Below are 26,720 nucleotides of genomic sequence, written 5' to 3'. Positions count from 1 at the left end.
AAGAACGTTGCCTACCGCTCACCGTACCATCGCTGCTGTGGGATTGAAATCGAACGCATCGCCAGCCCATCTGACTTGCCAAACTAAGAAGCTGCTTCTGGTCCGTGAACAGAAAACGACGAATTGGGTTTCTTTATGAGACATTTGGCCAAGACCCGTTTTCATCCTGGAAACCACAGAGGATGCCATCGTAACTGCAAACACTGTTCCATCGCTTCAATCGCTACGCCAAAGCTTGCCTTAGCTTGTGACAGCAGGCCTCTCCACATGTTGAACCATGTCGGTTTGATTGCTGTTCGTCCACACTGGAGCACGCGGGTCGCATAATGACGCCCTTGCGGCAACAAACACCGTGCCGGTCAGTTCTCTGGGTCAGCCAATCACTGAAAGCAGTTCTGCATTTCGTCACTTCATCTTGCACGGTAACGCAGCATAGCCGCGAAACCTGAGACGACCGCCAGGGATGCGCCCCGGTCGCAGGCGATACTCGGGAAAGCGATCCAACAGCCGCCCAATGGCAATGCGCCCTTCCATCCGCGCAAGCGTGAGGCCAACGCAAACATGCGGTCCACCTGCAAAGGCCAGGTGTCGGTTCGGCTTGCGTGCGATGTCAAAACGCGTTGGGTCGTCAAAAACCGCCGGGTCGCGGTTGGCCGCGCCAATGCACAAGTGCAGGTTGGTGCCGGCGGGAATGGTGCGGCCATCCAGCTCGACCTCGGCGGTGGTTTCGCGATTGCCAAGCTGGTTGGGCGAACGGACGCGCAAGATTTCTTCGATCGCGGGGTTAAGCAGTGAGGGATCGTCCATTAGGCGCCGACGTTGATCCGGATGATCGTTGAGCAGCGCCAGGCCATTGCCGATCAGGTTCGTGGTTGTCTCGTGGCCCGCATTCAGAATGAAGATGCAATTCTGCAAAAGCTCGATTTCCGACAACTGTCCATCAGCGCCCTCTCCGGTGATCAAGCGGGTCAACACATCGGTTTCGATATCACCTGGCAAGGCCCGACGTCGGGCCACCAAGTCTTCGAGATAGGTTTTGAATTCTTCAACGGCTTTATGCCCTGTTGCCAGTTGTTCTTCGGTCAATGATGGCTCTAAAGCCCCAAGGATCGCAAGCGACCAATCCCTGAGCGGGCCACGTTCGGCCATCGGCACGTCCAGAAGGTTGCCGATGATCTGAATCGGGATGGTCGAGGCGAAGTCCTCGATCAAATCCACCTGATCCTTGCCTGCCAGCCCGTCCAACAGGTGATCAACCGTGGCGATCAGCCCCGGTTCCATTTTGGCAATCGCCCGAGGGGTCAGAGCCGATGTCATGATCTTGCGCACGCGGGTGTGCAGCGGCGGGTCGGAAAACACCAGCGAGGTTGTATGATGCTCGAACAGCGGCGATCCAACTCCGAACTTGGGACCAAAGGCAGCTTTTTTGTCCGAGGAATAGAGTTTTGTGTCGCGATAAATCCGGTCCAAGTCCGCGTGACGGCTGAGCAAGATGGATCCATCGGATTGAGGCAGCACCGGCGCATACGTCAACAGAGCGTCGTAGAAAGGGAACGGATCGTCCAGAAACCCATGCGGGGGGTTGGTCAAATCCAGCGAGGTCACCGACTCGGGTGGCAAAACGTTTGTCATCACTTCCCTCCAACTCCTGGCGCCATGCATAGGACAGGAAATTAGCCGACCGCAAGGTCAGGAAAGTCGCAGGGCCAAATGACGGCATCACACGCTGCGCTCGGCGGTTGGCGCTAGGGTCCTGAGCTCTTCTGTATTTCAGCTTTGCTATGTTGCCGCCGTCAGCGACCTTGGCCGAGGTTGCTGACGGGGCGGTGTATGGCGTCTGAGCCTTGTGGGTGTGACCACGTTTCCTAGCGAGCCAGCACCGTCTCTCTTCATCATCTCGAACTGTTGCATGTGGCCACGAAGGACCACGGATCAGTAGGAAGAGGGTATGAGCAAAGTAACACCGGCGGCAATTGTCGGAATAGATGTTAGTCGAGACTGGCTGGACCTTCACTGCCTGCCCAATGGCAAGCGTGTGAGGGTGCCCGAACAACATTGAGGGTCATAAGCAAGTTGCCGGACTGGCTCGGGACCTGGACGCGCTCGTTTGTTTCGAGGCCACTGGTGGTCAGGAATGGCGGTTATAGGCAACTTTGGATGGGACGGGTTTGGCAACACGGCAATTGCCGCCTGCACAGGTTAAAGCCTTCGCCGCCAGCCAAGGCAGATGGGCCAAGACTGACAGAATTGTCGCCGAACTGATTGCCCGGTTCATGGTGTTCCGGCCAGATGCCGGGCGCAGCCTTCCGCATGAAAAGTTACGTCTTCTCAGAGCCTTGGCGTCCAAACGTGGGCAGATCGTCGAAACACGCAGGCGGCTTCTGGCGCAGATCAAAGCGCACGGAAAGCTGGGATCATCTGAAGTGTTTGCAGATATGGATGCCGACGTGAAAGACCTTCTGGATCGTCAGATCGCTGAATTGGTAGCCCAGATCGAGCAAATTATCGCGGCTGATGAAAGCCTTGCGGAGACCTCCGAAATCTTACGCTCAGTTCCGGGCATTGGGCCTGTCGCCAGCACAATGCTCGTAGCGGTCCCTCTCGTGACATTTCCATTGGAAATGCACTGCCGGTCAATGAATGCCGGAACTTGGGCACATATCCGGCGAACAGGCCGCAGCTCTCACAGGCCTTGCTCCTATCGCGCACGACAGCGGTGCCCTTCGCGGGAAACGTGCCATTGGCGCAGGCAGAATGCTATTGCGCCACGTCCTATTCCAGGCCGTACTCGTTGCCAGCCACCACAATCCGGTTCTCAAGCCCTTCGCGGATCGCCTGCGTGCCGCCGGAAAGCCACACAAAGTTGTCATCACCGCTGTCGCTCGGAAACTCGTGACAATCGTTAATGCACTCTGCAATTCTCGCCAGATTTGGGCCTACCAGACCGTCTGAACAATACAGTTGCTAGCCATCGACAAAGCCCTGTACGTGAACAGGTTTGCCATAGCGATATCAGATTTGGGCGAAATCGGCACCCAAGCCGGGACCGCGCAAAGCGCGGCGCGCGGCCCAAGGCCGCTCGTGGTGCTGACGCAGTCAGGACCGCGCGGGCGCGGGAGCTTCCCCCCTTTGGCCAGACGCCAGGAAAATCCAAGCAAATCATCGAGCATCTCAAGGGATCGGGTAGCATTTCCATACCAGCTGTGCTCTGTGATCAGTTCCCCTATCGGCCAAATCAGCAGGGCACGCCATGTCAGACCCGGTTTCTTCGATCCGCAACCTTGGTCCCGCTTACGAGGAGAGCTGTAAGCGTGCAGGCATCTATTCGGCGCAAGAGCTACGGGATCTGGGCGCGGATGAGGCTTATGGCCGCCTGCTGCAGTCAGGCAGCAAACCGCATTTCATCGGTTATTACGTGCTGGTTATGGCGCTGCAGGGGCGACCCTGGAACGACTGCAAGGGCGAAGAGAAGAAGGCCCTGCGCAAGCGGTTCGACGCGATTGTGGCCGCGTCCTACGACAAGGGCCGCTCCGAATTCGAAGCGGCCCTTGATGCGATCGGTGTGATCGAGAAGCGGCGTTAGTTAGCCGACCAGCTCGAGACCCGAGAAGAAGTATGCGATCTCAACGGCCGCGGTTTCGGGGGCATCCGAACCGTGAACCGAGTTTTCGCCAACCGATTCAGCGAACTCGGCGCGGATGGTGCCAGCTGCTGCGTCTGCGGGGTTGGTCGCACCCATCACTTCGCGGTTCTTTGCGATGGCGCCTTCGCCTTCGAGAACCTGAGCAACGATCGGAGCCGACGCCATGAATTCGCACAGTTCGTCATAGAACGGACGCTCTTTGTGCACGGCATAGAACTCGCCCGCCTGCGCTTTGGTCAGGTGGATGCGCTTTTGTGCAACGATGCGCAGGCCAGCTTCTTCGAATTTGGCATTGATTGCGCCGGTCAGGTTGCGGCGGGTTGCATCGGGTTTGATGATCGAAAACGTGCGTTCCAGTGCCATGTTGGCCTCTCCTTGCTCTGGCGCCAGTGCGCCGAATAATCTGCGCGCCGCCTAACACGAGAAACTGCACAGGAAAAGTGATAATTTGCCCTGTAAACCACCCGTGCAGCTCTCTTGTCCATTCGCAACAAGCCGCTAAGGTTTGCTGCAGAACTTTTGTAACAACGTCTTGCAAGGGAATGCCATGCCCCGGTCAATCGAATACACCACGGTCGGGTCCGACGAACTATCCGAAATTCTGGCGATCTATCCTTTGGCTTTCCCGGACGAAGAATTGCGCCCCCTGGTCAAAGAACTGACGACCGGAGGGTGGTCCGTCCTATCAATCGCCGCGCGATGCGAGGGCGCATTGATTGGTCACTGCCTGTTCACCATCGAGCAGGAGGGAGCATTGCTTGGTCCTGTGTGCGTCACCCCCAACCAGCAATTTCGCGGTGTCGGGAGCAGCATGATCAAGACCGGTCTCAGACAGCTCGAAGGATTGGGCGTGCGCCAGGTCTTTGTGTTGGGCGATCCCAGCTATTACGGACGATTTGGCTTTCTGCCAGAACAGCGCATCACGCCACCCTGCCCAATCCCGAATGACTGGCAGGATGCATGGCGATCCATGACCCTATCGGATCGCCCCGCCTTGCCAGCGGGTCTCTTGCCAGTTGCCGCGCCGTGGCGCGCGCCAGCGCTGTGGACGGATTAGGTGGCCGTTCAGGCAACATCCGGCAGCGGCTCGACCCGGTCGACCCAGCGAACATAGAGCACCGAAAGCAGGCCCAACCCACTTGCCACCATCATCATCGACAGCACCAGATAAGGCGCGTTGGCCTCGGTCACCAAACCGCCCGTGGCCATAGTCAGCGCCGCCCCCAGGGCCACCGTCATCGCGCCCGAAAGCCCCGAAGCGCTGCCCGCCAGCTTGGGTCGCACGGACATCAACCCAACGGTGGCATTGGCCACGGTCAAGCCGTTTCCGAAGCCCACAAAGATCGCCGATCCGAAGAACACCCAGACCGACCCGGCCCCGCTGGCGAACAACAGCAACCCGATCAACGGGCCCACGGTTGCCACGATCCTCCCGATCAGGATCATCGTGGTCAGTTGCGTGCGTGCAGCCAATCGTCCTGTCACAAAATTGCCAACCATGAACCCGCCCGTGATGATGCCGATCCCAAGGCCCAGCATCGCCGGGCTCAGGTCAAACCAGGTTGCGGCCACCAAGGGCGCACCTGTGATGAAGGCATAGAACCCACCAATGGAGAACGCAGCGCAAAGCGCATAGCCCCAGAACCGGCGCGAGGCGAAGAGGTGCGGATATTGCCGGAATTGCGCGCCCAAGGTGGCGGACGGCTCGGTATTAGTCTCGCCCAGATCGCCCCACAAGAGCGCCAGCATCCCAAAGCCCATCACCGCATAAAGAACGAACCCCGACCGCCATCCAAACGCCATGTCCAGCGCCCCGCCCAACATGGGCCCCAACATCGGCGCCAGCGCCATGGTCATGGTGACATAGCCCAGCTTGCTCGCCGCCTCGTTCGGCGGGTGCATATCCCGGATCGCCGCGCGCGAGATCACTTGCCCCGCAATCACCGCGCCTTGCAGCATCCGCCATCCAAGGAACACCCAGACGTTTTCCGCAAGCACGCAGCCAACCGAGGCCACGGCAAAAATCGCCATCGAGATCAGCATCAACGGCCTCCGCCCATAGCGGTCAGACAAGGGCCCCATGATCAGCTGCAAGACCCCCGAGACGATCAGATAACCCGCAATGGACAGGTTGATCACCGCATAATCCGTCTCAAAATCCACCGCCATCTGCGTCAGCGACGGTAGGAACATGTTCAGCGACACCACCGCCAACGCCGATGCAAAGATCAACGTCACAAGATGCGGAGGAGTTTGCGCAGGTCGCATGTCACGGGCTTTCCGATTGGGGTTTCACGAGGGCTATCACCCTGAGACTGGACTGACCACCCTGCCCGGCGACTTACGCGCTAGCGGCGTCTTCAACCCTCTGTTATGAGCGGCATATGTTACGGATTCAGGATATCGTCTACGCGGTCGAGGGCCGCCCCCTGTTCGACGGCGCCAGCGCCACCATTCCAGATGGGCACAAGGTGGGGCTTGTCGGGCGCAACGGCACCGGCAAGACGACGCTGTTTCGCCTCATCCGGGGCGAATTGGCACTGGAATCGGGCGATATCGCCCTGCCCAAACGCGCCCGCATCGGGGGCGTCGCGCAAGAGGCGCCCGCCTCGGACGTCTCGCTGGTCGACACCGTTCTGGCGGCCGACACCGAGCGGACCGCGCTGATGGCCGAGGCCGAGACAGCGCAAGACCCGGCCCGAATTGCCGAAATTCAGACCCGCCTGGCCGACATCGACGCCTGGTCGGCCGAGGCGCGGGCCTCGTCCATCCTCAAGGGGCTTGGGTTTGACGACGAGGATCAGAAACGCCCCTGCGCCGATTTCTCGGGTGGGTGGCGGATGCGGGTCGCCTTGGCGGCGGTGCTGTTCTCGCAGCCCGACTTGCTGCTCTTGGACGAACCGACCAACTATCTGGACCTTGAGGGCGCGCTGTGGTTGGAAAGCTATCTGGCGAAGTACCCTCACACAGTGATCATCATCAGCCACGACCGGGGGTTGTTGAACCGGGCCGTGGGGGCGATCCTACACCTCGAGGATCGCAAGCTGACGCTATATCAGGGTCCCTACGACCAATTTGCCCGGCAACGTGCTGAGAAGCTGGCCCAGGCCGAGGCGATGGCCAAGAAGCAGGACGCCCGGCGCGCACATCTGCAATCATATGTGGACCGGTTCCGGTACAAGGCCGACAAGGCGAAACAGGCGCAATCGCGGCTCAAGGCGCTGGCGCGGATGCAGCCGATCAGCAGCCCGCAAGAGGCAGCCTTGCGGTCGTTCACCTTTCCCAACCCCGAGGAGCTGTCGCCCCCCATCATCAACCTTGAAGGCGGGATCACCGGCTATGGCGAGGTCGAGGTTCTGCGCAAGCTGAACCTGCGCATTGACCAGGATGACCGGATCGCCCTGCTGGGCAAGAACGGTCAGGGCAAGTCGACGCTTTCGAAGTTGCTGTCGGATCGTTTGCCCCTGATGGCGGGCAAGATGACGAAATCGTCCAAGCTGCGCATCGGCTTCTTTGCCCAGCATCAGGTTGACGAGCTCTATGTGGATGAAACCCCGCTCGACCACCTGCGTCGCCTGCGCCCGGCTGAAACCCCGGCGAAATGGCGGTCACGCTTGGCCGGTTTTGGCCTGAACGCGGATCAGGCCGACACCGTGGTGGGGCGTCTGTCGGGTGGGCAAAAAGCGCGGCTTAGCCTGCTGATTGCTACCATCGACGCGCCGCACATGCTGATCCTGGATGAGCCGACCAACCACCTGGATATCGAAAGCCGCGAGGCGCTGGTCGAGGCGCTGACGCAGTATTCGGGCGCCGTGATCCTGGTGACACACGACATGCACCTGCTCAGCCTGGTGGCGGACCGCCTGTGGCTGGTGTCGAACGGCACGGTCAAACCGTTTGACGACGATCTCGAAGCCTATCGGTCGCTTCTGCTTGCTCGCGACAAACCCAAAGCCAAGATCGAAAAGCCCAAACCCAAGCGCCCCTCGCGCGACGCGATTCTTGCCCTGCGCGCTGAGGTCCGCAAATGCGAAGAGCGAGTGGAAAAGCTGACCGACATGCACGACAAGCTGTCGGCGAAACTGGCTGATCCTGCGCTCTATGACGACGACAAGATCAGCGATCTGGAAACCTGGAACCGCAAGTTTGCCGAGGTAGTGGATGCGATGGACCGGGCCGAGACCCTGTGGCTGGACGCGCAAGAGAAACTCGAAGCCGCGGAGACCGCACAATGACGACACCGGTCAAAAACACGAGCGCCATGATCGCAGGGATGGAGCCGATGTTGGTCGACGGGACATTTGCCTTTGTGCCCTGGCCTGACGGCAAAGCTTGGCCCGAAGGCACTCGGGCCAGCTGTGTCGAGGACGAGGGCCTGTCGCTGGTCATCCCCGTTGATGCAGCACCCGACGATGCGGTCCCCATGCGCTGCATCACCTTGCAAGTGCACTCCTCTCTCGAAGGGGTCGGGCTGACCGCTGCAGTCTCGGCCGGGTTGGCAGCGGCAGGCATTCCGGCCAATGTAGTCGCTGGCTATCACCACGATCACGTCTATCTGCCCGCCGACAAGGCGGACCTTGCGATGGACATCCTGCGCCAGCTGCAGCAAGAGGCCGCAATATGATCGACATGGCCTTTCTGATCACCGCCTTCACCACGCTCTTTGTGGTCATCGACCCGCCTGGTCAGGCACCGATCTTCATGGCGCTGACCCAGGACATGGATGCGCGCACCCGCCGGGGCATCGCGATCCGTGCCTGCCTGACGGCGGCGGGCATCCTGGCCATGTTCGCAGCCTTTGGTGAGGCGGTGCTCGGCTTCGTCGGCATATCGATGCCGGCCTTCCGGGTCGCGGGGGGTGTGCTGCTGTTCCTGACCGCGATGGACATGCTGTTCGAACGCCGCACCAAACGCCGCGAAGACCGCGCCGAAGAGGAAGACCACACCGACCCATCCGTCTTTCCCCTTGGCATCCCGCTGATCGCTGGCCCCGGCTCGATCGCGACCATGATCCTGTTGGCCGGACAACACCCCGGCGTGCAAGGTCTGACTATGGTGATCGGCGTGATGCTTGCGGTAATGGCCGTGGTCCTGGCGCTTTATCTGGTGTCTGGCCCTCTGGCGCGGCTCTTGGGCAAGACCGGGCTCAACGTGGTCACGCGCCTTTTGGGCATGTTGCTGGCCGCTTTGTCAGTACAATTCATCTTGAGCGGTCTGCGGGACTTTGGCTTTGCGGCTTGAGCCCCCATATTCATTGGCAAAGGAGTGATCATGGACTTTGATGCCGACAGCGCTGCGCGATTGGGATATCTGGGCCTGCTGGGGGCTGCTGTTTTGATGTGGTTTGTCACTCAGAACCGGCAATCGCTTGGCAAAACCATGCAACAGGCGCTGGTTTGGGTGTTCATCTTTATCGGCGTCATTGCCGTCATTGGCCTGTGGGAGGACATCCGCAACACAACTGCTCCCACCGGTCGCATGACCACCACCGACAACAGCGTTGTCGTGCCTCGCGCACAGGACGGCCACTATTATTTGCAATTGCTGGTGAACGACAAACCCGTTGATTTCCTGGTCGACACGGGCGCCAGCCAAATTGTTCTAAGCCAGGACGATGCGACACGCATCGGAATTGAGTTGAACGATCTGAACTACTTTGGACGTGCTCTTACTGCGAACGGAGAAGTTCGCACCGCGCCGACCACGCTGAATACCGTGGTGCTCGGACCATTCGAAGACCGTGAACTAACGGCCTGGGTCAACGAAGGTGAGATGGATCAATCCCTTTTGGGGATGGAATATTTGCAAAGGTTCTCGAGCCTGGAAATTACGTCACAGGCTCTGACGCTGGCGCGCTAAGGTTCTTATTTGCACAGTTCGGGGGCCCGGTCCCGCTGATCCGCTTTCAACTGACGATGCAATCATGCTGTCGCCAAGGCCCCTTTATCAGGTCTCCAAGCAGACAGAATGGTTAGTTGAGCAGACGTATCCCCTTTTTTAGATTTAGTGTGTGTCACGTATTCAACCGTGTTAACTTTCTTGCAACCCTTAAGGGAAAACATCTTGACGCCGTGCAGTGTTGAGATAGCAATTTTCTTTAGCAACTTCGGAAGACATTTGTTTCGACGTTCATTTTCTTGAAGTGTGAAAAGGTTACAAATTGGGTCAAAAATTAGAAGCGCAGTACCAGGATCTGATTGACCTGGTTATCGCAGGCCACGCACGCGAATCCAGCTTCCGAGCCCTGTTGATACTGCTCAAAGGGGCCCCGGACAGCCGTGTTATCATTGAAGCACTTACGCAAATCACTCCTGTCTCTATCGAAACAGAAGCTCTGAAACGAGAAGCCGCCGATCTGTTGGAGCTTTCGGGCGAAGATGACCACGCGGATTTATGGCGACCGACACAGGAAACGGCGGACAATGTCGTTCACATCCAAAATCCGGAAACCCCTCTGCGCACGATCAATGCAAGCGGAGTAACCTTTGCGGACATCGGCGGGCTGGAAGACGTCAAAAAACAGGTTCGGCGACGCATCATCAACCCCTTCACCGGCAAGCGCGACCTGTTCCGCAAGTTCAAACGCAAGGCGGGCGGCGGCGTGCTGATGTACGGGCCGCCGGGATGCGGAAAAACAATGTTGGCCAAGGCGCTGGCTACGGAATGCAACGCCAGATTTTACAACATCCGAGCCTCGGATGTTTTGGACAAATATGTCGGCGTGGCTGAAAAAACGATCCGCGACATATTCGCAAACGCCCGCGCTCAGAAACCTGTCGTTCTGTTCTTCGACGAAGTCGAAGCCTTGGCGCAGCGCCGTCAAATGGACACCACAGCAAAGATCAACACAACCGTGTCGGCGCTTTTGACCGAAATGGATGGCTTCTCGGAAGACAATGATGGCGTATTGTTTCTGGGTGCCACAAACGTTCCATGGTCTCTGGACAGCGCATTTCGGCGACCTGGTCGATTTGATCGGTCCATCTTTGTTCCACCGCCCGACAAAGTGGCCCGTGGCTTTATCCTGGGACGCCTTTTGCAGGACCGGCCAACCGCGTCTGGATTGAATGTGGCGCAGATTGTCGACAAAACATCGGGATTATCAGGGGCTGATTTGTCAGCGGTGGTCGATACGGCAATCGATATCGCCATCGAAGATAGCGCATCGGTGACTGAACTTGAGCCTCTGAACAACGCGCATTTCAAAGAGGCTTTGAAAGAAGTGAAATCCTCGGTCGGCGAATGGCTGGGGCAAGCACGTAGCTTTGCAGATTATGCCAATCAGGATGGCATGTATGACGATTTGGCGGTTTTTTTGAAAAAATATGCGAGATAGATTTTGACGGACACGCACGAAGAAGGTCTCGGGACGGCACGCGCCTTGCTGGAAGCGGGCAACATCGAAGGCACCAAACGCATACTTGGCAAACTTCTTGAAAAGGATCCTGACAATTATCCGGCGACGGATCTGATGATCGAAGCCCTGACAAAACAAAGCGCACACAAAGAGGCGCTTGCCTATTGCGACAACTGGCTGTCCCGCCATCCCAATTCTGTGGGCATACATGTTTTCCGGTTCAAATCTCTGGCAAAGCTGGGGCGAACAAGGGATATGAAAGCCAGCCTGAAACAGTTTCGCACGACCTTTCCGCATGAAACCACCGCCATTTCCATCATGGAGATGTTTCAAGACGCGCAGAAAGGCAACGCGAACTCTTTTCGCAAGACGCTCGAAAAAGAATTCGGAGACGTGTCCTCTCCGGATCTGATCAAAGTGAAAGCCATCGCCCTGCACCAGGTCAACGACCTGTTCGAAGCGGACTATTATCTAAGCAAAGCGGTCGAGTTTTTCCCAAACGATGCAGAGCTTCTGGCTGCTATGGCTACAAATAGGTTCCAAATCGGGCGCCTGGCCAGTGCGCGCATGTATGCAGCCCGCAGTTTGGCCGCAGACCCAACACGACGGCGCATGGCCTTTCTCAGCCGGGCAACATGGCTGTTCTATTATCCTGGATTCTACCTCATTTTACTCGGCATGGCGGCGGCAATGCTACTTGGCGCCAGACTGAACAAAGTGGCAGCCGTGCTGATCTTTGTGATCTTGCTCAGTTTGATCCGAAGTGCCCTATCCCTCTTTCTCTTTCCGATCCTCATCCTTTTTGGGCTGTCAACTTCGCCGACGATTTCAGTTCTGATCATCGGCGCGATCGGTGTCTTTGTTCTTTCATTGTCAGACGCGTATTACAAAATGCTGTTTGGCCGGAAAAAGACAGTAAAGCTCAAAAAGTTCTGATCGGAGGCATTGATGACTGAACCGCTACGTCAATGGCAAGAAAGCCGAACCCTGAAAGGGCTGATCCCATGGCTATTGGCCTTTGCCGCCATCTTTGTGTTTGAGAGAAATCTGGAATACCGATTTGTTCGTCAGGGCCGCGATTTGGCAGGTTTGGCGGACAACGCCCTGTACCTGCACAGAACCACGCCTGAACTCTGCGTGAACCAGGCTGTCTATGCAAAACTGGGTAATCGGTACAAACTGGTGTCTATTGGCGCAGTGGCAGGCCAAACCGTCACTGCCAATGCCCAAGGGGTGGAAATAGTAGGCACGGTTACGAACCTAGGCGAAGACTGGAAAAAGGTCGCAATTTCAGAGATCGATGAAGGCAACATTCACACCATTCCATCGGGACATGTCCTGCTGATCAATACCGGGTTCAAGAAGGGCGATGACTCCAGCGGGTGGGGTGTCGCCGTCATTCCAAACAAGGATGTGGGCGCTTCGTTGACTCATTTCCTGATGACGCGTGATTTGACACGCATAGGGCAACCGGCCAAGGACCTAGGTGCGTGCCAACCGCGTACTGTGACGCGTTGATCGCAGCCTCAACCATCATGCTGCGGCATCAAGATTCTGACCGACAGCAGTCCCTGAGAGCACAGGAGGCGCCTGTGCACGGCGGCTAGCCGGACGTTCAAGCTTTCCGAGTGAAGCCTGCGTCTTACTGGCTTTGGTCGCGTGTCAACACAGCCGAAATCGGAGCAAGCGCCACGCGGTTGGCGCGATCCTGAAGGCCCCAAAGCAGCAAAGCCGACACTGTATCAGGGCGCACGCGGCCCAGCATGATGACGGCGCCCTCTTGACCAGCTCGGAACGCTGCTTGATCCAGGAACCGGCGCATCACCGTCGGCGTCTGCCCTGCCCCGTCGAAATCGCGGAATACCACGGCCGAAGGGACACCCGCCCGCGCTGCCAGTTTTTGCGCAGTGTTAAGACCGTTGTCCTGTGTAACCAAGCCGCGACCAGTTCCCCCGGCAATCGCGGCGACCTGATCAGATAAAGAACGATTGCCTTGAATCCCCGATCCCGTGCCTTCAAGAATGGCGACGGCCTCGGGCAAGGTTTCAAGCCAGACCGACATCGAAACTTCGGCGTCTTGCGCGGTTGCGGCGGCAGGCAAATCGGTCATGGCCAGAACCTCAAAACCCGCATCGCGATAGGTTTTCATCTTGTCGGCCGCGCCCGGCTTGGACGGGTCAATGGCAAAGGACAGCGGATAAGGAAACTCTTGTAGCGCTTCCAGCCCCAGAGAATCCGCATCGTCGATTAGCACAATCGCCATCAGCGGCTTGTCTTCGCTGTTCTCGAACGGAGCAGCATAAGCTTTGAGCGGGATCACATCCGGCGTTCCCTGCGCAGTGGCCACGTTGTCACGTTCCGTGAGGGGAACAACCGGCGTGCCGATGGTTGGGCTGGGTGCAGTACCCACCAGGCCGCCTTCGCTGGGGGCCTCGCCCTGCTCGGGCGCTTCGACGCCGGCCTCGGGCGTAGGCGCGTCGCCTTCTTGCGGGGCGGGCAGTTCTGCAGCCTGCGTGTCAGGATCAGGCGCAGTTTCCGTTTCCGGCGCCTCGGTTGCAGGGGCTGTCTCTGCCGTCCCGGGCTCGGCCTGTTTCGGTGCTGGTGCCTCAGGCGCGGTCTCTTCGTCTGTTTGCGACGTGCCGAAGCCCGTCCCCGTGTCTTCAACCGCCGGGGCAGTGGGTTGGCTAGGCTGCTCCACGACGCTGGGGGCCTGAGCCTGATCGTCGGGAGCAGGAAGTTCGGCGGAGGACGACGGCGCAACCGGTTCGTCCTCTTGGACCGTCACATCCGAAGAGTTCGTGGCCTGGGGCGAATCCAGACCGCCAGTTGCCGGGCCGACGGCGGGTTTGTCACCCGGTTGTGTTGCATCGTCATCAAGTGCAGCCAGATCGTCGCTCGTGGATGGGCCTGCATCCGGTGCGCGCGGCGCAATCTCGACCAGATCAGCATCCTTTCCCGCGGGGGCTTGGCCCGTATTCTGATCCGCAGTTGCTCCGGTTCCTGTGGCCTCGGGCGTGTTGGCCACCAGATCAGGCCGCTGCGGCAGGGGAAACGACAAAGACGAAATTGCCGCTGCGCCGGTTACCACAACGCCCCCGACCAGAAGTCCTCCGAAAAATCCGCGCATGGCTGCTTTGCCCCTTTTTGCCCGTTGCATTCCTGTCACCGTCTGAGCGGCGTTGATACCCGATACCATTTGCCCCGCGAAGCGCCCTTGACGCTGCCGTGCAAGCCTGAACATGTATACGCCAACACTATACTGCGGCTGAGGCTTTTGGCACCAGCCCCTAATGAACGGATCAACATGCTGCTGCTGATCGACAACTATGACAGTTTTACCTACAACCTCGTGCACTATCTGGGCGAGCTTGGGGCCGAGGTCGAAATTCACCGCAACGACGCCATCGACGTGCAACAGGCAATGGCGATGAACCCCGCCGGTATCTTGCTGAGCCCGGGGCCTTGCGATCCGGATCAGGCTGGCATTTGCCTGGCGCTGACCAAAGCGGCGGCTGAAACGCGTACCCCGTTGATGGGCGTATGTCTGGGCCATCAGACCATCGGACAAGCGTTCGGCGGCAATGTCGTGCGCTGCCACGAGATCGTTCATGGCAAGATGGGCACCATGTCCCACACCGGTAAAGGACTGTTTGCAGGGCTGCCGTCACCGTTCGAGGCGACGCGCTATCATTCGCTGGTCGTGGACCGTGCCACCCTGCCCGACTGCCTTGAAATCACAGCGGAATTGGAAGATGGCACCATCATGGGCCTGCAGCACAATGAGCTGCCCATTCATGGCGTACAGTTTCACCCGGAATCGATTGCATCCGAGCATGGGCATGCCCTGCTGCAAAACTTCCTCAACGACATGAAAGTCCCGGCATGAGTGACGCTCTGAAACCGCTGATCGGCGCGGCAGCCGAGCGTGCCCTGACCCGTGGCGAAGCAGAGACTGCCTTTGGCATCCTGTTCAACGGCGAGGCGACGCCGTCCCAGATCGGCGGCCTGCTGATGGCCCTGCGCACCCGTGGCGAGACGGTGGATGAATACGCCGCCGCCGCAGCTGTGATGCGTGCCAAATGCAACGCTGTGCGCGCGCCCGAGGGGGCGATGGATATTGTGGGCACCGGGGGTGATGGCAAGAACACGCTCAACATCTCGACCGCGACGGCCTTTGTGACGGCAGGTGCCGGCGTGGTCGTGGCCAAGCATGGCAATCGTAACCTGAGTTCGAAATCCGGCACTGCGGATCTGCAATCGCAGATGGGGATCAACGTGATGGTGGGCCCGGATGTGGTGGAACGGGCGCTGTCCGAGGCCGGGATCGGTTTCATGATGGCCCCAATGCATCACCCCGCGACCGCCCATGTGATGCCCACCCGCGCTGAACTGGGAACGCGGACGATCTTTAACATCCTTGGCCCACTGACCAACCCCGCGGGCGTCAAACGCCAGTTGACCGGCGCTTTCAGTCGCGATCTGATCCGCCCCATGGCGGAAACGCTGGGTTTGTTGGGATCGGATAGAGCATGGTTGGTTCATGGCTCGGACGGCACGGATGAGTTGACCATCACCGGCATCAGCTGGGTCGCCGCGCTTGAAGACGGCACCGTGAAAGAGGTCGAACTGCACCCCGAGGACGCGGGCCTGCCGGTTCATCCGTTTGCAGACATCGTCGGCGGCACACCCGAAGAAAACGCCGTAGCGTTCCGCGCCCTGCTGGATGGCGCGCCATCCGCCTATCGCGATGCGGTGCTGCTGAATTCTGCAGGCGCGTTGGTGGTTGCTGGGGCCGCATCGGACCTGCGCGAAGGCGTCGCCATGGCGGCCGAGAGCATCGATAGCGGCAAAGCCCAAGACAAGATCACCGCCCTGGCGCGGATTACACAAGGCACGACATGACCGACACTATCCTGGACAAAATCAAGGCCTACAAGCTGGAAGAAGTGGCCGCCGACAAGGCGCAAAAATCGCTGGACGAGCTTGAGGCCGAAGCCCGCGATGCAGGCCCCGTGCGCCCGTTTGCCAAAGCCCTGTTCGAGGCCAGCCGCGACGGTTATGGCCTGATTGCCGAGATCAAGAAAGCCAGCCCATCCAAGGGTTTGATCCGCCCCGAGTTCGATCCGCCAGCCTTGGCGCAGGCCTATGAGGCCGGTGGCGCGACCTGTCTGTCTGTACTGACCGACACGCCCAGCTTTCAGGGTGACAAATCATTTCTGACGGCCGCGCGCAACGCTTGCAGCCTGCCTGCGCTGCGCAAGGATTTCATGTATGATCCCTATCAGGTGGTCGAGGCCCGCGCGCTTGGCGGCGACTGCATCCTGATCATCATGGCCTCGGTCGAGGATGGCCAGGCCGCCGAGCTGGAACAGACCGCATTTGATTGGGGCATGGACGTGTTGATCGAGGTCCATGACGAGGCCGAGCTGGAGCGCGCCGAGCAGTTGAAAAGCCCCCTCATTGGGATCAACAATCGCAACCTCAAGACCTTTGAAACGACGCTGGACACCACCCGTCGCCTGTCAAAGCTGGTTTCGATCGACCGTACGATTGTCTGCGAAAGCGGCCTGAACACTCCCGCCGACCTCAGTGACATTGCCCGGTATGGCGCACGCTGCTTCCTGATCGGCGAAAGCCTGATGCGTCAGGATGATGTGACGGCCGCCACCCGCGAAATCCTGTCGAATCCGCTGGTTCCGGGGGCGATGTGATGGCGCTCACGCATTTTGACGGCAAGGGCGACGCGCATATGGTGGATGTGTCTGACAAGGACGTGACCTCCCGCATCGCCGTGGCGCGCGGATACATCAAGATGCAGAGCGAAACATTTGATATCATTTCAGAAGGTCGCGCCAAGAAGGGCGATGTTCTGGGCGTGGCGCGTCTGGCGGGCATCATGGGTGCCAAGAAAACCGCCGACCTGATCCCGCTGTGTCACCCCCTGCCGATCACCAAGGTTTCGGTCGAGATGGAGCTGGACGCGGATTTGCCCGGCGTCCGGATCGAGGCGACGGTCAAGACCACCGGCCAGACCGGCGTCGAGATGGAGGCGCTGACTGCGGTGTCGACCACCGCGCTCACGATCTATGACATGTCCAAAGCCGTCGACAAATCCATGGAGATCGGCGGCATTCACGTACAGCTGAAAGACGGCGGAAAATCAGGCCGTTACGAGGCGAAATGATCACCGTAGACGAAGCCCGCGCGCTGCTTTTGGATCTGGTTCAGACCGGCGATACTGAAGAGGTTCCGCTGGCCCGGGCCGCCACCCGGGTGTTGGCCAATGATGTCGCTGCCACGCGCGATCAGCCGCCATTTGCGGCCTCGTCTATGGACGGCTATGCGGTCAAGGCTGCCGAAGTCGAGCAGCACGCCATGTTCAAACTCATCGGCGAAGCTGCAGCCGGGCATGGATTTGACGGCACCGTTGGGGCTGGTCAGGCGGTGCGCATCTTTACCGGCGCGCCGATCCCGCAAGGGGCTGATTTTGTCGTTATTCAAGAAGATGTGGATCGCAAGGGTGATCTGATCACGATCTCGGACGATCCAGGGCCCAAGGACAATATCCGCCCCGCTGGCGTCGATTTCCGCGTTGGCGACACAATCTCCGCTCCGCGCCTCCTCCGGGCCGAGGATGTGGCGCTGATGGCGTCAATGAACATCCCCCGCGTACCGGTGCGCCGCAAGCCGGTGGTTGCCTTGATTTCGACCGGCGACGAATTGGTGATGCCTGGCGAGGTTCCGGGGCCGGATCAGATCATCGCGTCCAATACGTTTGGCTTGAAGGCGTTGTTCGAGCGTCACGGAGCCCATGTGCGCGTCCTGCCGATTGCCCGCGACACGGTCGCCTCGCTTGAGACCACCTTTGGCTTGGCACAAGGCGCCGATCTGGTCGTGACTATTGGCGGCGCTTCGGTTGGCGATCACGATCTGGTTGCTCAGACCACGCAGCAGCTGGGGATGGAGCGGTCGTTCTACAAAGTAAAGATGCGCCCGGGCAAACCGCTGATGGCCGGCCGATTGGCGGGGGCCGCCATGGTTGGCTTGCCAGGTAATCCTGTTTCTGCAATGGTTTGCGGCTATGTCTTCATCCTTCCGATGCTGCGCAAGATGTTGGGGCTAGGCGCAGTGGATGATGTGTTGATGACCGCGGCGCTAAGCCAGGACATTGCGCAAAACGGCCCCCGACAGCATTACATGCGCGCCCGCGTCGAGGGGGGACAGATCACCGTATTTGACAATCAGGACAGCTCGCTGTTGTCGGTGCTGTCAGAGTCAAATGCTCTGGCCGTACGTGCAGCAGATGACCCCGCACGCAACGCCGGAGAGACCTTGCACTACCTGCCGTTGTAAGGCCATGACAGAACAAGCGTTGACACAAAACAGGAACATGCGTAGAACAAACGTAAACGCATAGATCCTGAGGTGACGTGATGCTGACCAAGAAGCAACTGGATTTGTTGGAGTTTATTCACAAACGGCTCCAAGCGGACGGCGTCCCCCCCAGTTTCGACGAAATGAAGGTCGCGTTGGATTTGCGCAGCAAATCCGGCATCCACCGTCTGATCACTGCTTTGGAAGAGCGTGGGTTCATCCGGCGGTTGGCGCATCGGGCCCGCGCAATTGAGATTGTGAAGCTGCCCGAAAGCCTGGGTGGTGAACCCACGACCGGCTTTACCCCGCGCGTGATCGAAGGCGACCGGCCCGAAGCCGGGCGGCCCGCGAATTCGGAACCAATCACCATTCACGCGGTGGAACTGCCTGTCATGGGTCGCATCGCTGCCGGTGTCCCCATTGAGGCGATCAGCCAACAATCGCACCAAGTCGCGGTGCCGGGACAGATGCTTTCCGGTAGCGGTGAACACTATGCCCTTGAGGTCAAAGGGGATTCGATGATCGACGCCGGGATCAACGACGGCGACGTGGTGGTCATCCGCGAGACATCCACGGCCGACAACGGCGATATCGTCGTGGCCCTGGTCGAGGATCAAGAGGCAACGCTGAAACGGTTCTTCCGTCGCGGCAATGTCATCGCGCTCGAAGCAGCGAACCCAGCCTATGAAACGCGGATGTTCCCCGATGACAAGGTCAAGGTGCAGGGTCGTCTGGTTGGTCTGATCCGCACGTATTGATCGCTAGTCAGACAACGTATTCCACAAGCGGCGACCCGTGATCTGGGTCGCCGTTTTCATGCCTGCACTGGAAATCGACAGGCTGCCGGTCTCGCGCAGATTGAGCGGGTCGAACTGGTGACATGCTCCCTTGATCGCAGCCGGGACCGACGCAACCACAATTTGCCCCTCTTTACAGCTCTCAAACGAGGCCACGGCGCGTTTGCCGACCAAGTGAATGATCTCAATCCCTGCAACCGTCATGCGTCGTTGTTTGGCGGTGCCATCGGTCCATCTTGACGCAGCATGTGTCTGATCGGCCGCGTCGCCATCATTTTCCAGCCAGACCGTGGCAATGAACCCCGCGCCTTTGGGCTTGCTCAAAGCGCGCCCCTCTTGCGTCAACACCCCAATCAACCCCCCGGTGTCCGCAATCAGAACGTCGGGCCGCTCGGCCTGTGTCCACAGCAGAAAGGCAAGAACCGCAGGCCCCACGCCCAGCCACCGCAACCGCCCACGCCAAAGGATCAGCCACAATGCCCCCATCGACACCAAAGGCAGCACGACCCCCGGTGGGGACATGACCCGATGTTGCGCGCCTTCCATATCCGACACCCAGTGGGCCACACCAAGGATCCAGCGCAAGCCTGATCCCATAAGCTCCAACCCGATCCATTCCAGCCCCAAGGGCGCAAGGCACGCAGCCAGCACGGCGGCTGGAATCACCAGAACACCCATCAACGGAACAGACAGTAGGTTGGCCAGCAACCCATAGCTGGCGATGGTGTTGAAATGCGCGGCGCCAAAAGGTGCCGTGGCCAACCCGGCCACGGCCGAGCTGATCACGACCCCCAGGACAGGCTTCAACCACCCAGGCCCCAATGACCACTCCAGATCCCGCAGGGCTCCGAAGACTGCGATCAGGGCCGCCGTTGCTGCAAAGGACATTTGAAATCCCGGTCCCAGCAGGCTTTCAGGGCGCAGGATCAGAACGATTACCGCAGCCACAGCAACCGCCCGCAGCGACAAGGCTCGTCTGTCCACCAGAACCGCGCACAGCATCACTGCGACCATGACAAAGGCCCGTTCCGTCGCGACATTGCCGCCGGACAGTGCCAAATAGATTGCCGCTGCAACCAGGGCTCCGATTGCGGCTATCTTTTTCACCGGAATGCGCAAGGCAAGTGACGGGACCAGCGACAAGCCCGTCCTCAAGGCGCCAAAGACAAAGGCGGTGAGCAACCCCATATGCAAACCCGAGATCGCCAGAAGATGGGCTAGATTGCTGGTACGCAAGTCTCGTAGTGTCTCTTGACTGACCGCGCTGCGGTCGCCCGTTGTAATCGCGGCGGCAAATCCCCCAACCTCACCTGGCAGAATGGATTGGATATGGCGCGAAGCCGAAAGACGCAGCCGGTAAATCCAGACACTCCAATCGCGGTGATCGGGTGCAGCGGCCCTGAGCACCGGCACTCGTGTGTAGCCCACTGCCCCAAGCTCCAAGAACCATGCATGCCGACGAAAATCAAAACCTCCAGGCTCAACCGGCCCTTGCGGCGGCGACAAGTGACCTGTGGTCATGATGAAGTCACCAGGTGTCAGCACCGGTGAGGTTCCATGCAAGGAAAGACGCACTTTGCGGGGCGTTTCACTAGGAGACACACGATCCATCCGCACATGATCCAATGTGATCCGCACTGCATCTGATGCCGAACGGTCGATGGCAATCACCCGCCCCTCGACCGGCCCATAATATCGCCAATCCAAAACCGGCCCCGAGATCCAATGCGCACGCGCGCCTGCCAGCACAAACCCCAAAGAGATCAGAGAGATACAGGCGATAAGTGGTGTCCACAAGTCCGCGTGACGAAGCGCCCGGTGCATCCCTGCAAAGGCCGTCGTCAGCAGCAAGGGATAGGCCCACCATTCTGGTTCGGATTTCAGCAAGAAATACAGACCGATCCCGGCGCCCAGGCATACGGGCATCCAGGGGAACAGGTATCCGCGCTGCTCTTGCAACGCGGCCTCGGCCTGCACCAGAAAGCGCATGCTTGCTCCTATCCGTCCGTCTGGTTAGACAGGCGCAAACGTTACCGCCACCATAGTTACCAAAAGGTAAATGCCGCCCATGCCCGATCAGGTCGTCACCCGTTTCGCCCCATCCCCCACCGGTTTCCTCCACATCGGGGGCGCACGCACCGCGCTGTTCAACTGGCTGTATGCCCGGGGCCGTGGCGGCAAGTTCCTGTTGCGGATCGAAGATACCGACCGAGAACGCTCGACGCCCGAGGCAACCGCGGCAATCCTGCAAGGCATGGGCTGGCTGGGCCTGGATCATGATGGAGAGGTGGTCAGCCAATTCGAAGGTGCCGCACGGCACGCCGAGGTGGCCAATCACCTGCTGGCCGAGGGCAAAGCATACAAGTGTTTCTCGACCCAAGAGGAAATCGCTGCCTTCCGCGATGCGGCCCGGGCCGAGGGAAAATCCACTCTGTTCCGCAGCCCGTGGCGGGATGCGGATGCTGCAAGCCACCCCGACGCGCCGTTTGTAATCCGGATCAAGGCGCCGCAGGACGGCGCGACCGTGATCCGTGATCAGGTCCAGGGCGATGTCACCATCCGCAACGATCAGTTGGACGACATGATCCTGCTGCGCAGCGACGGCACGCCGGTCTACATGCTGGCCGTGGTCATCGACGATCACGACATGGGCGTGACCCATGTGATCCGCGGTGACGACCACCTGAACAACGCCGCGCGTCAGATGATGATTTATGAGGCGATGGGATGGGACGTGCCGGTTTGGGCGCATATCCCGCTGATCCACGGGCCCGACGGCAAGAAACTGTCGAAACGACACGGCGCGCTTGGGGCTCAGGAATACCAGGCGATGGGATACCCCGCCGCAGGCATGCGCAACTACCTGGCCCGCCTGGGATGGAGCCATGGCGATGATGAATTCTTTACCGACGCGCAAGCGCGTGAATGGTTCGATCTGGATGGAATCGGCAAAAGCCCGGCGCGGTTTGACACCAAGAAATTGGAAAACCTGTGTGGTCAGCACATCGCAATCGCTGATGATGCTGCATTGCGGCAAGAGATTCAGGGTTATTTGGCAGCGGCAAATCAGCCTGCTCTCACGGAAACACAATCCGGTGATTTGGAACGTGCGATGTATTGCCTCAAGGATCGGGCACGTACTTTCCCGGAACTCCTTGAAAAGGCTCACTTTGCACTGACGTCTCGCCCGATCGAGCAGGACGCGAAGGCGGCGAAAGCGCTTGCATCGGTATCCAATGGTATACTGAATGAATTGACGCCGCAGTTGCAAAATGTTAGCTGGACCCGAGACGATCTGGAGGCCTCTCTGAACGGCTTTGCCGAAGCACGAGAGACGAAGTTCGGAAAACTGGCCGGCCCACTGAGGGCTGCGTTGGCAGGACGAGCAGTAACACCTTCGGTTTTTGACATGATGCTGGTGTTGGGCAAAGACGAAAGCCTGGCGCGGCTTCAGGATGCAGCGGAAAAAGCCCAGTCTTCATAAACGGGTAACGCTGCACAGATACGACGGACCTGCGCGACAGCCGCGCAGGCGCTGCCCGCACGATCACGGCGCCGATGTTTGACCGCATTGGCGCATTTCGTGCCAGTACAGAGGAAGGGACATCTATGACCGAGAGCAAGAAATCAGCCACTCTGAGCCTGAATGGCGAATCCTACGAGTTGCCTATTTTCTCTCCGACCACCGGTCCGGACGTCATCGACATTCGCAAGCTTTACGGCACTGCGGGTGTGTTCACCTATGACCCCGGCTTTACCTCGACCGCAAGCTGCGACAGCACCATCACCTACATCGACGGTGAAAAGGGCGAGTTGCTGCACCGCGGTTACCCGATTGATCAACTGGCAGGTAAATCGCACTTCCTGGAAGTGTGCTATCTGTTGCTTTACGGTGAACTGCCGGCGGCTGCGGACCTGGAAAAGTTCGAAAGCACCATCACCCGCCACACCATGCTGCACGAGCAGATGCACAACTTCTTCCGCGGGTTCCGCCGCGATGCGCATCCGATGGCGATCATGGTGGGTGTGGTTGGCGCCATGTCGGCATTCTATCACGACTCGACCGACATCGCGGACCCGCGCCAGCGCGAGATCGCCTCGCACCGCCTGATTGCCAAGATGCCGACCATTGCGGCTATGGCGTATAAATATTCAATCGGTCAGCCGTTCGTCTTCCCGCGCAATGATCTGGATTATGCTTCGAACTTCCTGCGCATGTGCTTTGCCGTGCCGGCCGAAGACTATGAGGTGAATCCGATCCTGAGTCGTGCGATGGACCGCATCTTTACCCTGCATGCGGACCACGAGCAGAACGCCTCGACCTCGACCGTGCGTCTGGCGTCGTCCTCGGGTGCCAACCCGTTTGCCTGCATCGCGGCTGGTATCGCCTGCCTCTGGGGCCCGGCTCACGGTGGCGCCAACCAGGCGTGCCTGGAGATGCTCAAGGAAATTGGAACCCCCGATCGTATCCCCGAGTTCATCGCCCGCGCCAAGGACAAGAACGATCCGTTCCGCCTGATGGGCTTTGGTCACCGGGTCTACAAGAACTTTGACCCGCGTGCGACCGTGATGAAGCAATCGGCGGATGAGGTTCTGGATCTGCTGGGTGTCGAAAACAACCCGCTGCTGCAGGTTGCCAAAGAGCTGGAACAGGTCGCTCTGAACGACCCCTACTTTGCTGAGAAGAAGCTGTTCCCGAACGTCGACTTCTATTCGGGCATCATCCTCGAGGCGATGGGTTTCCCGACGTCGATGTTCACCCCGATCTTTGCGCTGTCGCGCACCGTGGGCTGGATCTCGCAGTGGAAAGAAATGATCGGCGATCCGCAGAACAAGATCGGCCGCCCGCGCCAGTTGTATCTGGGCTCGACCGAACGCGACTACGTCGACATCGAAAACCGCTGAGTATCGACCGGTACAATTTCAGGCCCCCGCATGTTTCATGCGGGGGTTATTTTTGTTCAACAGAGTGTTTCCGAAAAAATTGTCATATTGGATAATAAATCTCCCAACTCCATTGACGCAAATTAGCGTCGCACCTTAAAACTCTGAAACAAAGTTCTTTCCCGGAGATTCTATTCGATGTGGTTGTTGGTATTGCTTGGTCTTGGCGCGGTTGCCGGAGCGGTTTCTCTTGGAAATGATGACGATGGAACCGGATCAGCAGACCCGGTTTCCCCTGATCCCACCACAGACGAGGACACCCAGAACGGAACTCAAGGAAACGACCTTATGCAGGGCAACCTGCTGGACGACGTTTTTAACGGCCTGAATGGCAACGACACCCTGCTTGGCGACGAAGGCAACGATACGCTTAACGGCAACAGCGGCAATGACCAGCTGCGCGGCGCAACCGGCGACGATCTGCTGCGTGGCGGACCGGGCAACGACCGTCTGTGGGGCGACGACGGAGCGGACACGTTGCGCGGCAGTCTGGGCTTTGACGTTCTCAATGGCGGGGAAGGCGGCGACCTGTTGGATGGCGGGTTTGGCAACGATGATCTGAATGGCCAAGCTGGCAATGACCGTCTTGAAGGCGGCGCAGGCGAAGATACCCTGGAAGGCGGATCAGGCGACGATACTTTGTTGGGTGAAGGTGACGTGGACCTGTTGGCCGGGGGCCTTGGAAACGATTCCCTGGACGGCGGTGCCTCAGCCAACCTCCTGCTTGGCGAAGAGGGCGATGACACGCTCCAGGGCGGCGGCGACGTTGATCTGATGATTGGGGGCAACGGCGCGGACAGCCTGACAGGCGGTGCCGGAACCGACGCTCTGGACGGCAATGCGGGGTCTGACACGCTCATCGGTGGCGATGGCGATGACGTCCTGTATGGCGGTGACTTCTACGCGCGCGAACTGACGGTCGAAGAATGGAGCCGCGTGCTCAAGAGCGCCGACCCCGATTTTGCGATGAACCTGCTTAGGGCCTCACCGGATCCGACGGATGACAATGCCCCTGACCTTTTGGATGGCGGCGACGGCAACGATACCCTGGGCGCAGCAAGCGGCGACACCGTGATCACCGGCAGCGGGAACGATGTCGTTCTGTACTGGGGCGATGGCAGCGAGGTGGTTCGCATAACCGACTTCAACAGCAGCGAAGACATCTTCATCTTTCAACGCGAAGGTCTGGCAACAAACCCACCCAACTTTTCGCTGCAAAACAACGACGACGGCGGCCAGACATTGCTGGAAAACGGACGCCCGATTGTCGAATTTGAACGAGGCGGCGTGCATTTGGACCAGATACTGGTCAACGATCCGATCTCCCGCTGACCGCTCGGCCCCCCGGTTTTAGTTTAGGTTCCGGATAAAACGCGGTCAGAACAGAGAAAGCTGGTCACCGGGCTGTTCCGGCACGGCAAACAGATCCGTTCGCAAAGGTGGGGTTTTCTGAACCAGCCCCAGCCTTTTGGTTGCCATGTCAAAGCGCTGCGCCACCATCTCGGCATAGTGCCCCTCGCCCCGCATTCGGTGCCCCCACCGCGGGTCATAATCGCGCCCGCCGTGCATCTCACGCAGGCGCGCCATAACGCGGTCGAACCGATTTGGCTCATGCTCCGCCAACCATTCCTGCCATAGTTCGGACACCTCGCGCGGTAGGCGCAGCATGATCCAACTGGCGGCATCAGCGCCAGCGTCCTTGCCTGCGGCCAGCAACGCCTCAAGCTCGTGATCTGTCAAACCCGGTACCAGCGGAGAGGTCATGACCCGCACGGGCACCCCTGCCCCGGTCAACGCTCGGATGACCCGCAACCGTTGGATCGGCCCGGGCGCACGGGGCTCCATCCTGCGGGACAACCCAGGATCAAGCGTCGTGAGTGATATCCCCACACGGACAAGCCCTCGCGCTGCCATCGGCGCCAGAACATCCATGTCCCGTTCGATCAACGTTCCCTTGGTAACAATGGCGACGGGATGGTTGAACTCGGCCAACACCCGCAAGCAATCGCGCACGATCCCCCTGTCACGCTCAATCGGTTGATAGGGGTCGGTGTTGGTTCCAATCGCAATCGGAGCAACCTTGTAGCGACGCGCACTCAATTCTTTGCGCAAGACCTCGGCGGCATTGGCGCGCGCGATCAATTTCGTCTCAAAATCCAACCCCGGTGAGAGACCCAAGTAGGCATGTGTAGGACGCGCAAAGCAATAGCTGCATCCATGTTCACACCCACGGTACGGATTGATTGATCGGTCAAAAGGCAAATCCGGAGACCGGTTGTACGTGATCAAACTGCGAGCGATTTCATTCGAAACCTCGGTGCGTAACGGTGGCAATGCGTTTTCCGCCGTCCAGCCATCGTCGAAACCATCACGCGTCGTGGTCTCATACCGCCCCGTTGCGTTCGACGTGGTTCCGCGTCCACGTACCTCACTCCCCAGCAGCTTTTCTGTTTCGAACCGTTCCATTCCATGGGACTAGAACAAAATAGGAACATTTGCAATTGGCAAACAGGTGCATCTTTCTGCAACGCAGCATAAACCCCTGATTCCTTGGGTATTTCATGCGCCGCTACATGGTCGCCAATCCTCAAAAGATTCGCTGAAG

25 protein-coding genes and 1 pseudogene are annotated in these 26,720 nt (G+C 59.1%); 20 read left to right on the top strand and 6 right to left on the bottom strand.

Going from position 1 to position 26,720, the window contains the following annotated elements:
- Positions 1–405 precede the first annotated feature (405 nt).
- Positions 406–1,632: a cytochrome P450 gene (locus tag TRL7639_RS08930; protein WP_085795350.1), complete on the bottom strand. Its 1,227-nt coding sequence runs from the start codon at positions 1,630–1,632 to the stop codon at positions 406–408.
- A gap of 521 nt (positions 1,633–2,153) precedes the next feature.
- On the opposite strand from TRL7639_RS08930, the pseudogene TRL7639_RS23560 reads away from it, so the two are divergent.
- The 3 genes and pseudogenes from TRL7639_RS23560 to TRL7639_RS08915 all read left to right on the top strand — a co-directional run.
- Positions 2,154–2,390: pseudogene (locus TRL7639_RS23560) on the top strand (IS110 family transposase); the annotation flags it as partial.
- A gap of 250 nt (positions 2,391–2,640) precedes the next feature.
- Positions 2,641–2,952, top strand: coding sequence for a transposase (locus tag TRL7639_RS23555; RefSeq protein ID WP_207559647.1), 312 nt, complete (start codon positions 2,641–2,643; stop codon positions 2,950–2,952).
- 298 nt (positions 2,953–3,250) lie between these two features.
- Complete coding sequence (locus TRL7639_RS08915; RefSeq protein ID WP_085795348.1) at positions 3,251–3,583, top strand: TfoX/Sxy family protein; 333 nt, start codon at positions 3,251–3,253, stop codon at positions 3,581–3,583.
- Here TRL7639_RS08915 and ndk read toward each other — a convergent pair whose 3' ends face one another.
- Complete coding sequence (gene ndk / locus TRL7639_RS08910; RefSeq protein ID WP_085795347.1) at positions 3,584–4,006, bottom strand: nucleoside-diphosphate kinase; 423 nt, start codon at positions 4,004–4,006, stop codon at positions 3,584–3,586.
- Between the two features lie 184 nt (positions 4,007–4,190).
- Between ndk and TRL7639_RS08905 the strand changes: the two genes are divergently transcribed.
- Positions 4,191–4,700, top strand: a complete 510-nt coding sequence (locus TRL7639_RS08905; RefSeq protein WP_085795346.1) for a GNAT family N-acetyltransferase — start codon at positions 4,191–4,193, stop codon at positions 4,698–4,700.
- A gap of 8 nt (positions 4,701–4,708) precedes the next feature.
- On the opposite strand, the gene TRL7639_RS08900 is transcribed toward TRL7639_RS08905, so the two are convergent.
- A complete protein-coding gene (locus TRL7639_RS08900; RefSeq protein ID WP_085795345.1) occupies positions 4,709–5,911 on the bottom strand; it encodes a multidrug effflux MFS transporter in 1,203 nt (400 codons plus the stop codon).
- 116 nt (positions 5,912–6,027) lie between these two features.
- On the opposite strand from TRL7639_RS08900, the gene TRL7639_RS08895 reads away from it, so the two are divergent.
- The 7 genes from TRL7639_RS08895 (at position 6,028) to TRL7639_RS08865 (ending at position 12,518) form a co-directional block, all read left to right on the top strand.
- On the top strand, positions 6,028–7,878 hold the full coding sequence (locus tag TRL7639_RS08895) for an ABC-F family ATP-binding cassette domain-containing protein (protein ID WP_085795344.1): 1,851 nt from the start codon (positions 6,028–6,030) through the stop codon (positions 7,876–7,878).
- Positions 7,875–8,267, top strand: a complete 393-nt coding sequence (locus tag TRL7639_RS08890; RefSeq protein WP_085795343.1) for an ACT domain-containing protein — start codon at positions 7,875–7,877, stop codon at positions 8,265–8,267. The genes TRL7639_RS08895 and TRL7639_RS08890 overlap by 4 nt, the downstream gene beginning before the upstream one ends.
- Entirely contained in the window at positions 8,264–8,884 is a 621-nt protein-coding gene (locus TRL7639_RS08885; RefSeq protein ID WP_085795342.1) for a MarC family protein, read from the top strand. Before TRL7639_RS08890 ends, TRL7639_RS08885 begins: the two co-directional genes overlap by 4 nt.
- A 30-nt stretch (positions 8,885–8,914) precedes the next feature.
- On the top strand, positions 8,915–9,502 hold the full coding sequence (locus TRL7639_RS08880; RefSeq protein ID WP_085795341.1) for a retropepsin-like aspartic protease family protein: 588 nt from the start codon (positions 8,915–8,917) through the stop codon (positions 9,500–9,502).
- Positions 9,503–9,803: 301 nt separating this feature from the next.
- On the top strand, positions 9,804–10,979 hold the full coding sequence (locus tag TRL7639_RS08875; protein WP_085795340.1) for an ATP-binding protein: 1,176 nt from the start codon (positions 9,804–9,806) through the stop codon (positions 10,977–10,979).
- A gap of 45 nt (positions 10,980–11,024) precedes the next feature.
- Positions 11,025–11,936, top strand: coding sequence for a tetratricopeptide repeat protein (locus TRL7639_RS08870; protein WP_133057632.1), 912 nt, complete (start codon positions 11,025–11,027; stop codon positions 11,934–11,936).
- Between the two features lie 12 nt (positions 11,937–11,948).
- Positions 11,949–12,518: a hypothetical protein gene (locus TRL7639_RS08865; protein ID WP_085795338.1), complete on the top strand. Its 570-nt coding sequence runs from the start codon at positions 11,949–11,951 to the stop codon at positions 12,516–12,518.
- A gap of 124 nt (positions 12,519–12,642) precedes the next feature.
- On the opposite strand, the gene TRL7639_RS08860 is transcribed toward TRL7639_RS08865, so the two are convergent.
- Positions 12,643–14,127 carry a divergent polysaccharide deacetylase family protein gene (locus TRL7639_RS08860; RefSeq protein WP_085795337.1) on the bottom strand — a complete coding sequence of 495 codons (1,485 nt, stop codon included), beginning with the start codon at positions 14,125–14,127 and terminating at the stop codon, positions 12,643–12,645.
- Between the two features lie 177 nt (positions 14,128–14,304).
- Between TRL7639_RS08860 and TRL7639_RS08855 the strand changes: the two genes are divergently transcribed.
- The 6 genes from TRL7639_RS08855 to lexA all read left to right on the top strand — a co-directional run bounded on the left by TRL7639_RS08855 (position 14,305) and on the right by lexA (position 19,132).
- Entirely contained in the window at positions 14,305–14,886 is a 582-nt protein-coding gene (locus tag TRL7639_RS08855) for an anthranilate synthase component II (RefSeq protein ID WP_085795336.1), read from the top strand.
- Positions 14,883–15,902: an anthranilate phosphoribosyltransferase gene (gene trpD / locus TRL7639_RS08850; RefSeq protein ID WP_085795335.1), complete on the top strand. Its 1,020-nt coding sequence runs from the start codon at positions 14,883–14,885 to the stop codon at positions 15,900–15,902. The genes TRL7639_RS08855 and trpD overlap by 4 nt, the downstream gene beginning before the upstream one ends.
- Entirely contained in the window at positions 15,899–16,711 is an 813-nt protein-coding gene (gene trpC / locus TRL7639_RS08845) for an indole-3-glycerol phosphate synthase TrpC (RefSeq protein ID WP_085795334.1), read from the top strand. The genes trpD and trpC overlap by 4 nt, the downstream gene beginning before the upstream one ends.
- A complete protein-coding gene (gene moaC, locus TRL7639_RS08840; protein WP_085795333.1) occupies positions 16,711–17,184 on the top strand; it encodes a cyclic pyranopterin monophosphate synthase MoaC in 474 nt (157 codons plus the stop codon). The genes trpC and moaC overlap by 1 nt, the downstream gene beginning before the upstream one ends.
- On the top strand, positions 17,181–18,353 hold the full coding sequence (locus tag TRL7639_RS08835) for a molybdopterin molybdotransferase MoeA (RefSeq protein WP_085795332.1): 1,173 nt from the start codon (positions 17,181–17,183) through the stop codon (positions 18,351–18,353). The genes moaC and TRL7639_RS08835 overlap by 4 nt, the downstream gene beginning before the upstream one ends.
- Positions 18,354–18,433: 80 nt before the next feature.
- On the top strand, positions 18,434–19,132 hold the full coding sequence (lexA, locus tag TRL7639_RS08830) for a transcriptional repressor LexA (RefSeq protein WP_085795331.1): 699 nt from the start codon (positions 18,434–18,436) through the stop codon (positions 19,130–19,132).
- Positions 19,133–19,135: 3 nt separating this feature from the next.
- On the opposite strand, the gene TRL7639_RS08825 is transcribed toward lexA, so the two are convergent.
- Positions 19,136–21,160, bottom strand: coding sequence for a ComEC/Rec2 family competence protein (locus TRL7639_RS08825; protein WP_085795330.1), 2,025 nt, complete (start codon positions 21,158–21,160; stop codon positions 19,136–19,138).
- A gap of 79 nt (positions 21,161–21,239) precedes the next feature.
- Between TRL7639_RS08825 and gltX the strand changes: the two genes are divergently transcribed.
- From gltX to TRL7639_RS08810, 3 genes are all read left to right on the top strand, one after another.
- The gene (gene gltX, locus TRL7639_RS08820; RefSeq protein WP_085796337.1) at positions 21,240–22,655 is read left to right on the top strand and encodes a glutamate--tRNA ligase; all 1,416 of its coding nucleotides are present in this window, start codon (positions 21,240–21,242) and stop codon (positions 22,653–22,655) included.
- Between the two features lie 125 nt (positions 22,656–22,780).
- On the top strand, positions 22,781–24,076 hold the full coding sequence (gene gltA, locus TRL7639_RS08815) for a citrate synthase (protein ID WP_085795329.1): 1,296 nt from the start codon (positions 22,781–22,783) through the stop codon (positions 24,074–24,076).
- A gap of 177 nt (positions 24,077–24,253) precedes the next feature.
- Positions 24,254–25,447, top strand: a complete 1,194-nt coding sequence (locus TRL7639_RS08810; RefSeq protein WP_085795328.1) for a calcium-binding protein — start codon at positions 24,254–24,256, stop codon at positions 25,445–25,447.
- Between the two features lie 45 nt (positions 25,448–25,492).
- Here the strand turns inward: TRL7639_RS08810 and TRL7639_RS08805 are convergent, their stop codons facing one another.
- Entirely contained in the window at positions 25,493–26,581 is a 1,089-nt protein-coding gene (locus tag TRL7639_RS08805; RefSeq protein WP_085795327.1) for a PA0069 family radical SAM protein, read from the bottom strand.
- Positions 26,582–26,720: the final 139 nt, after the last annotated feature.

The sequence above is a fragment of the Falsiruegeria litorea R37 genome, assembly GCF_900172225.1.
GTDB lineage: Bacteria > Pseudomonadota > Alphaproteobacteria > Rhodobacterales > Rhodobacteraceae > Falsiruegeria > Falsiruegeria litorea.
This window is presented reverse-complemented; position numbering and strand designations above follow the sequence as displayed.

Excerpts from the sequence above, each read along its gene's own strand:
- TRL7639_RS08860 (WP_085795337.1), bottom strand. The coding sequence starts at position 14,127 with ATGCGCGGATTTTTCGGAGGACTTCTGGTCGGGGGCGTTGTGGTAACC.
- TRL7639_RS23555 (WP_207559647.1), top strand. The coding sequence starts at position 2,641 with ATGCCGGAACTTGGGCACATATCCGGCGAACAGGCCGCAGCTCTCACA.
- TRL7639_RS08835 (WP_085795332.1), top strand. The coding sequence starts at position 17,181 with ATGATCACCGTAGACGAAGCCCGCGCGCTGCTTTTGGATCTGGTTCAG.
- TRL7639_RS08805 (WP_085795327.1), bottom strand. The coding sequence starts at position 26,581 with ATGGAACGGTTCGAAACAGAAAAGCTGCTGGGGAGTGAGGTACGTGGA.
- trpC (WP_085795334.1), top strand. The coding sequence starts at position 15,899 with ATGACCGACACTATCCTGGACAAAATCAAGGCCTACAAGCTGGAAGAA.
- TRL7639_RS08900 (WP_085795345.1), bottom strand. The coding sequence starts at position 5,911 with ATGCGACCTGCGCAAACTCCTCCGCATCTTGTGACGTTGATCTTTGCA.
- moaC (WP_085795333.1), top strand. The coding sequence starts at position 16,711 with ATGGCGCTCACGCATTTTGACGGCAAGGGCGACGCGCATATGGTGGAT.
- TRL7639_RS08865 (WP_085795338.1), top strand. The coding sequence starts at position 11,949 with ATGACTGAACCGCTACGTCAATGGCAAGAAAGCCGAACCCTGAAAGGG.
- trpD (WP_085795335.1), top strand. The coding sequence starts at position 14,883 with ATGAGTGACGCTCTGAAACCGCTGATCGGCGCGGCAGCCGAGCGTGCC.
- TRL7639_RS08890 (WP_085795343.1), top strand. The coding sequence starts at position 7,875 with ATGACGACACCGGTCAAAAACACGAGCGCCATGATCGCAGGGATGGAG.
- TRL7639_RS08930 (WP_085795350.1), bottom strand. The coding sequence starts at position 1,632 with ATGACAAACGTTTTGCCACCCGAGTCGGTGACCTCGCTGGATTTGACC.
- ndk (WP_085795347.1), bottom strand. The coding sequence starts at position 4,006 with ATGGCACTGGAACGCACGTTTTCGATCATCAAACCCGATGCAACCCGC.
- TRL7639_RS08915 (WP_085795348.1), top strand. The coding sequence starts at position 3,251 with ATGTCAGACCCGGTTTCTTCGATCCGCAACCTTGGTCCCGCTTACGAG.
- TRL7639_RS08810 (WP_085795328.1), top strand. The coding sequence starts at position 24,254 with ATGTGGTTGTTGGTATTGCTTGGTCTTGGCGCGGTTGCCGGAGCGGTT.
- gltA (WP_085795329.1), top strand. The coding sequence starts at position 22,781 with ATGACCGAGAGCAAGAAATCAGCCACTCTGAGCCTGAATGGCGAATCC.
- TRL7639_RS08825 (WP_085795330.1), bottom strand. The coding sequence starts at position 21,160 with ATGCGCTTTCTGGTGCAGGCCGAGGCCGCGTTGCAAGAGCAGCGCGGA.
- TRL7639_RS08880 (WP_085795341.1), top strand. The coding sequence starts at position 8,915 with ATGGACTTTGATGCCGACAGCGCTGCGCGATTGGGATATCTGGGCCTG.
- TRL7639_RS08855 (WP_085795336.1), top strand. The coding sequence starts at position 14,305 with ATGCTGCTGCTGATCGACAACTATGACAGTTTTACCTACAACCTCGTG.
- gltX (WP_085796337.1), top strand. The coding sequence starts at position 21,240 with ATGCCCGATCAGGTCGTCACCCGTTTCGCCCCATCCCCCACCGGTTTC.
- TRL7639_RS08895 (WP_085795344.1), top strand. The coding sequence starts at position 6,028 with ATGTTACGGATTCAGGATATCGTCTACGCGGTCGAGGGCCGCCCCCTG.
- TRL7639_RS08885 (WP_085795342.1), top strand. The coding sequence starts at position 8,264 with ATGATCGACATGGCCTTTCTGATCACCGCCTTCACCACGCTCTTTGTG.
- lexA (WP_085795331.1), top strand. The coding sequence starts at position 18,434 with ATGCTGACCAAGAAGCAACTGGATTTGTTGGAGTTTATTCACAAACGG.
- TRL7639_RS08905 (WP_085795346.1), top strand. The coding sequence starts at position 4,191 with ATGCCCCGGTCAATCGAATACACCACGGTCGGGTCCGACGAACTATCC.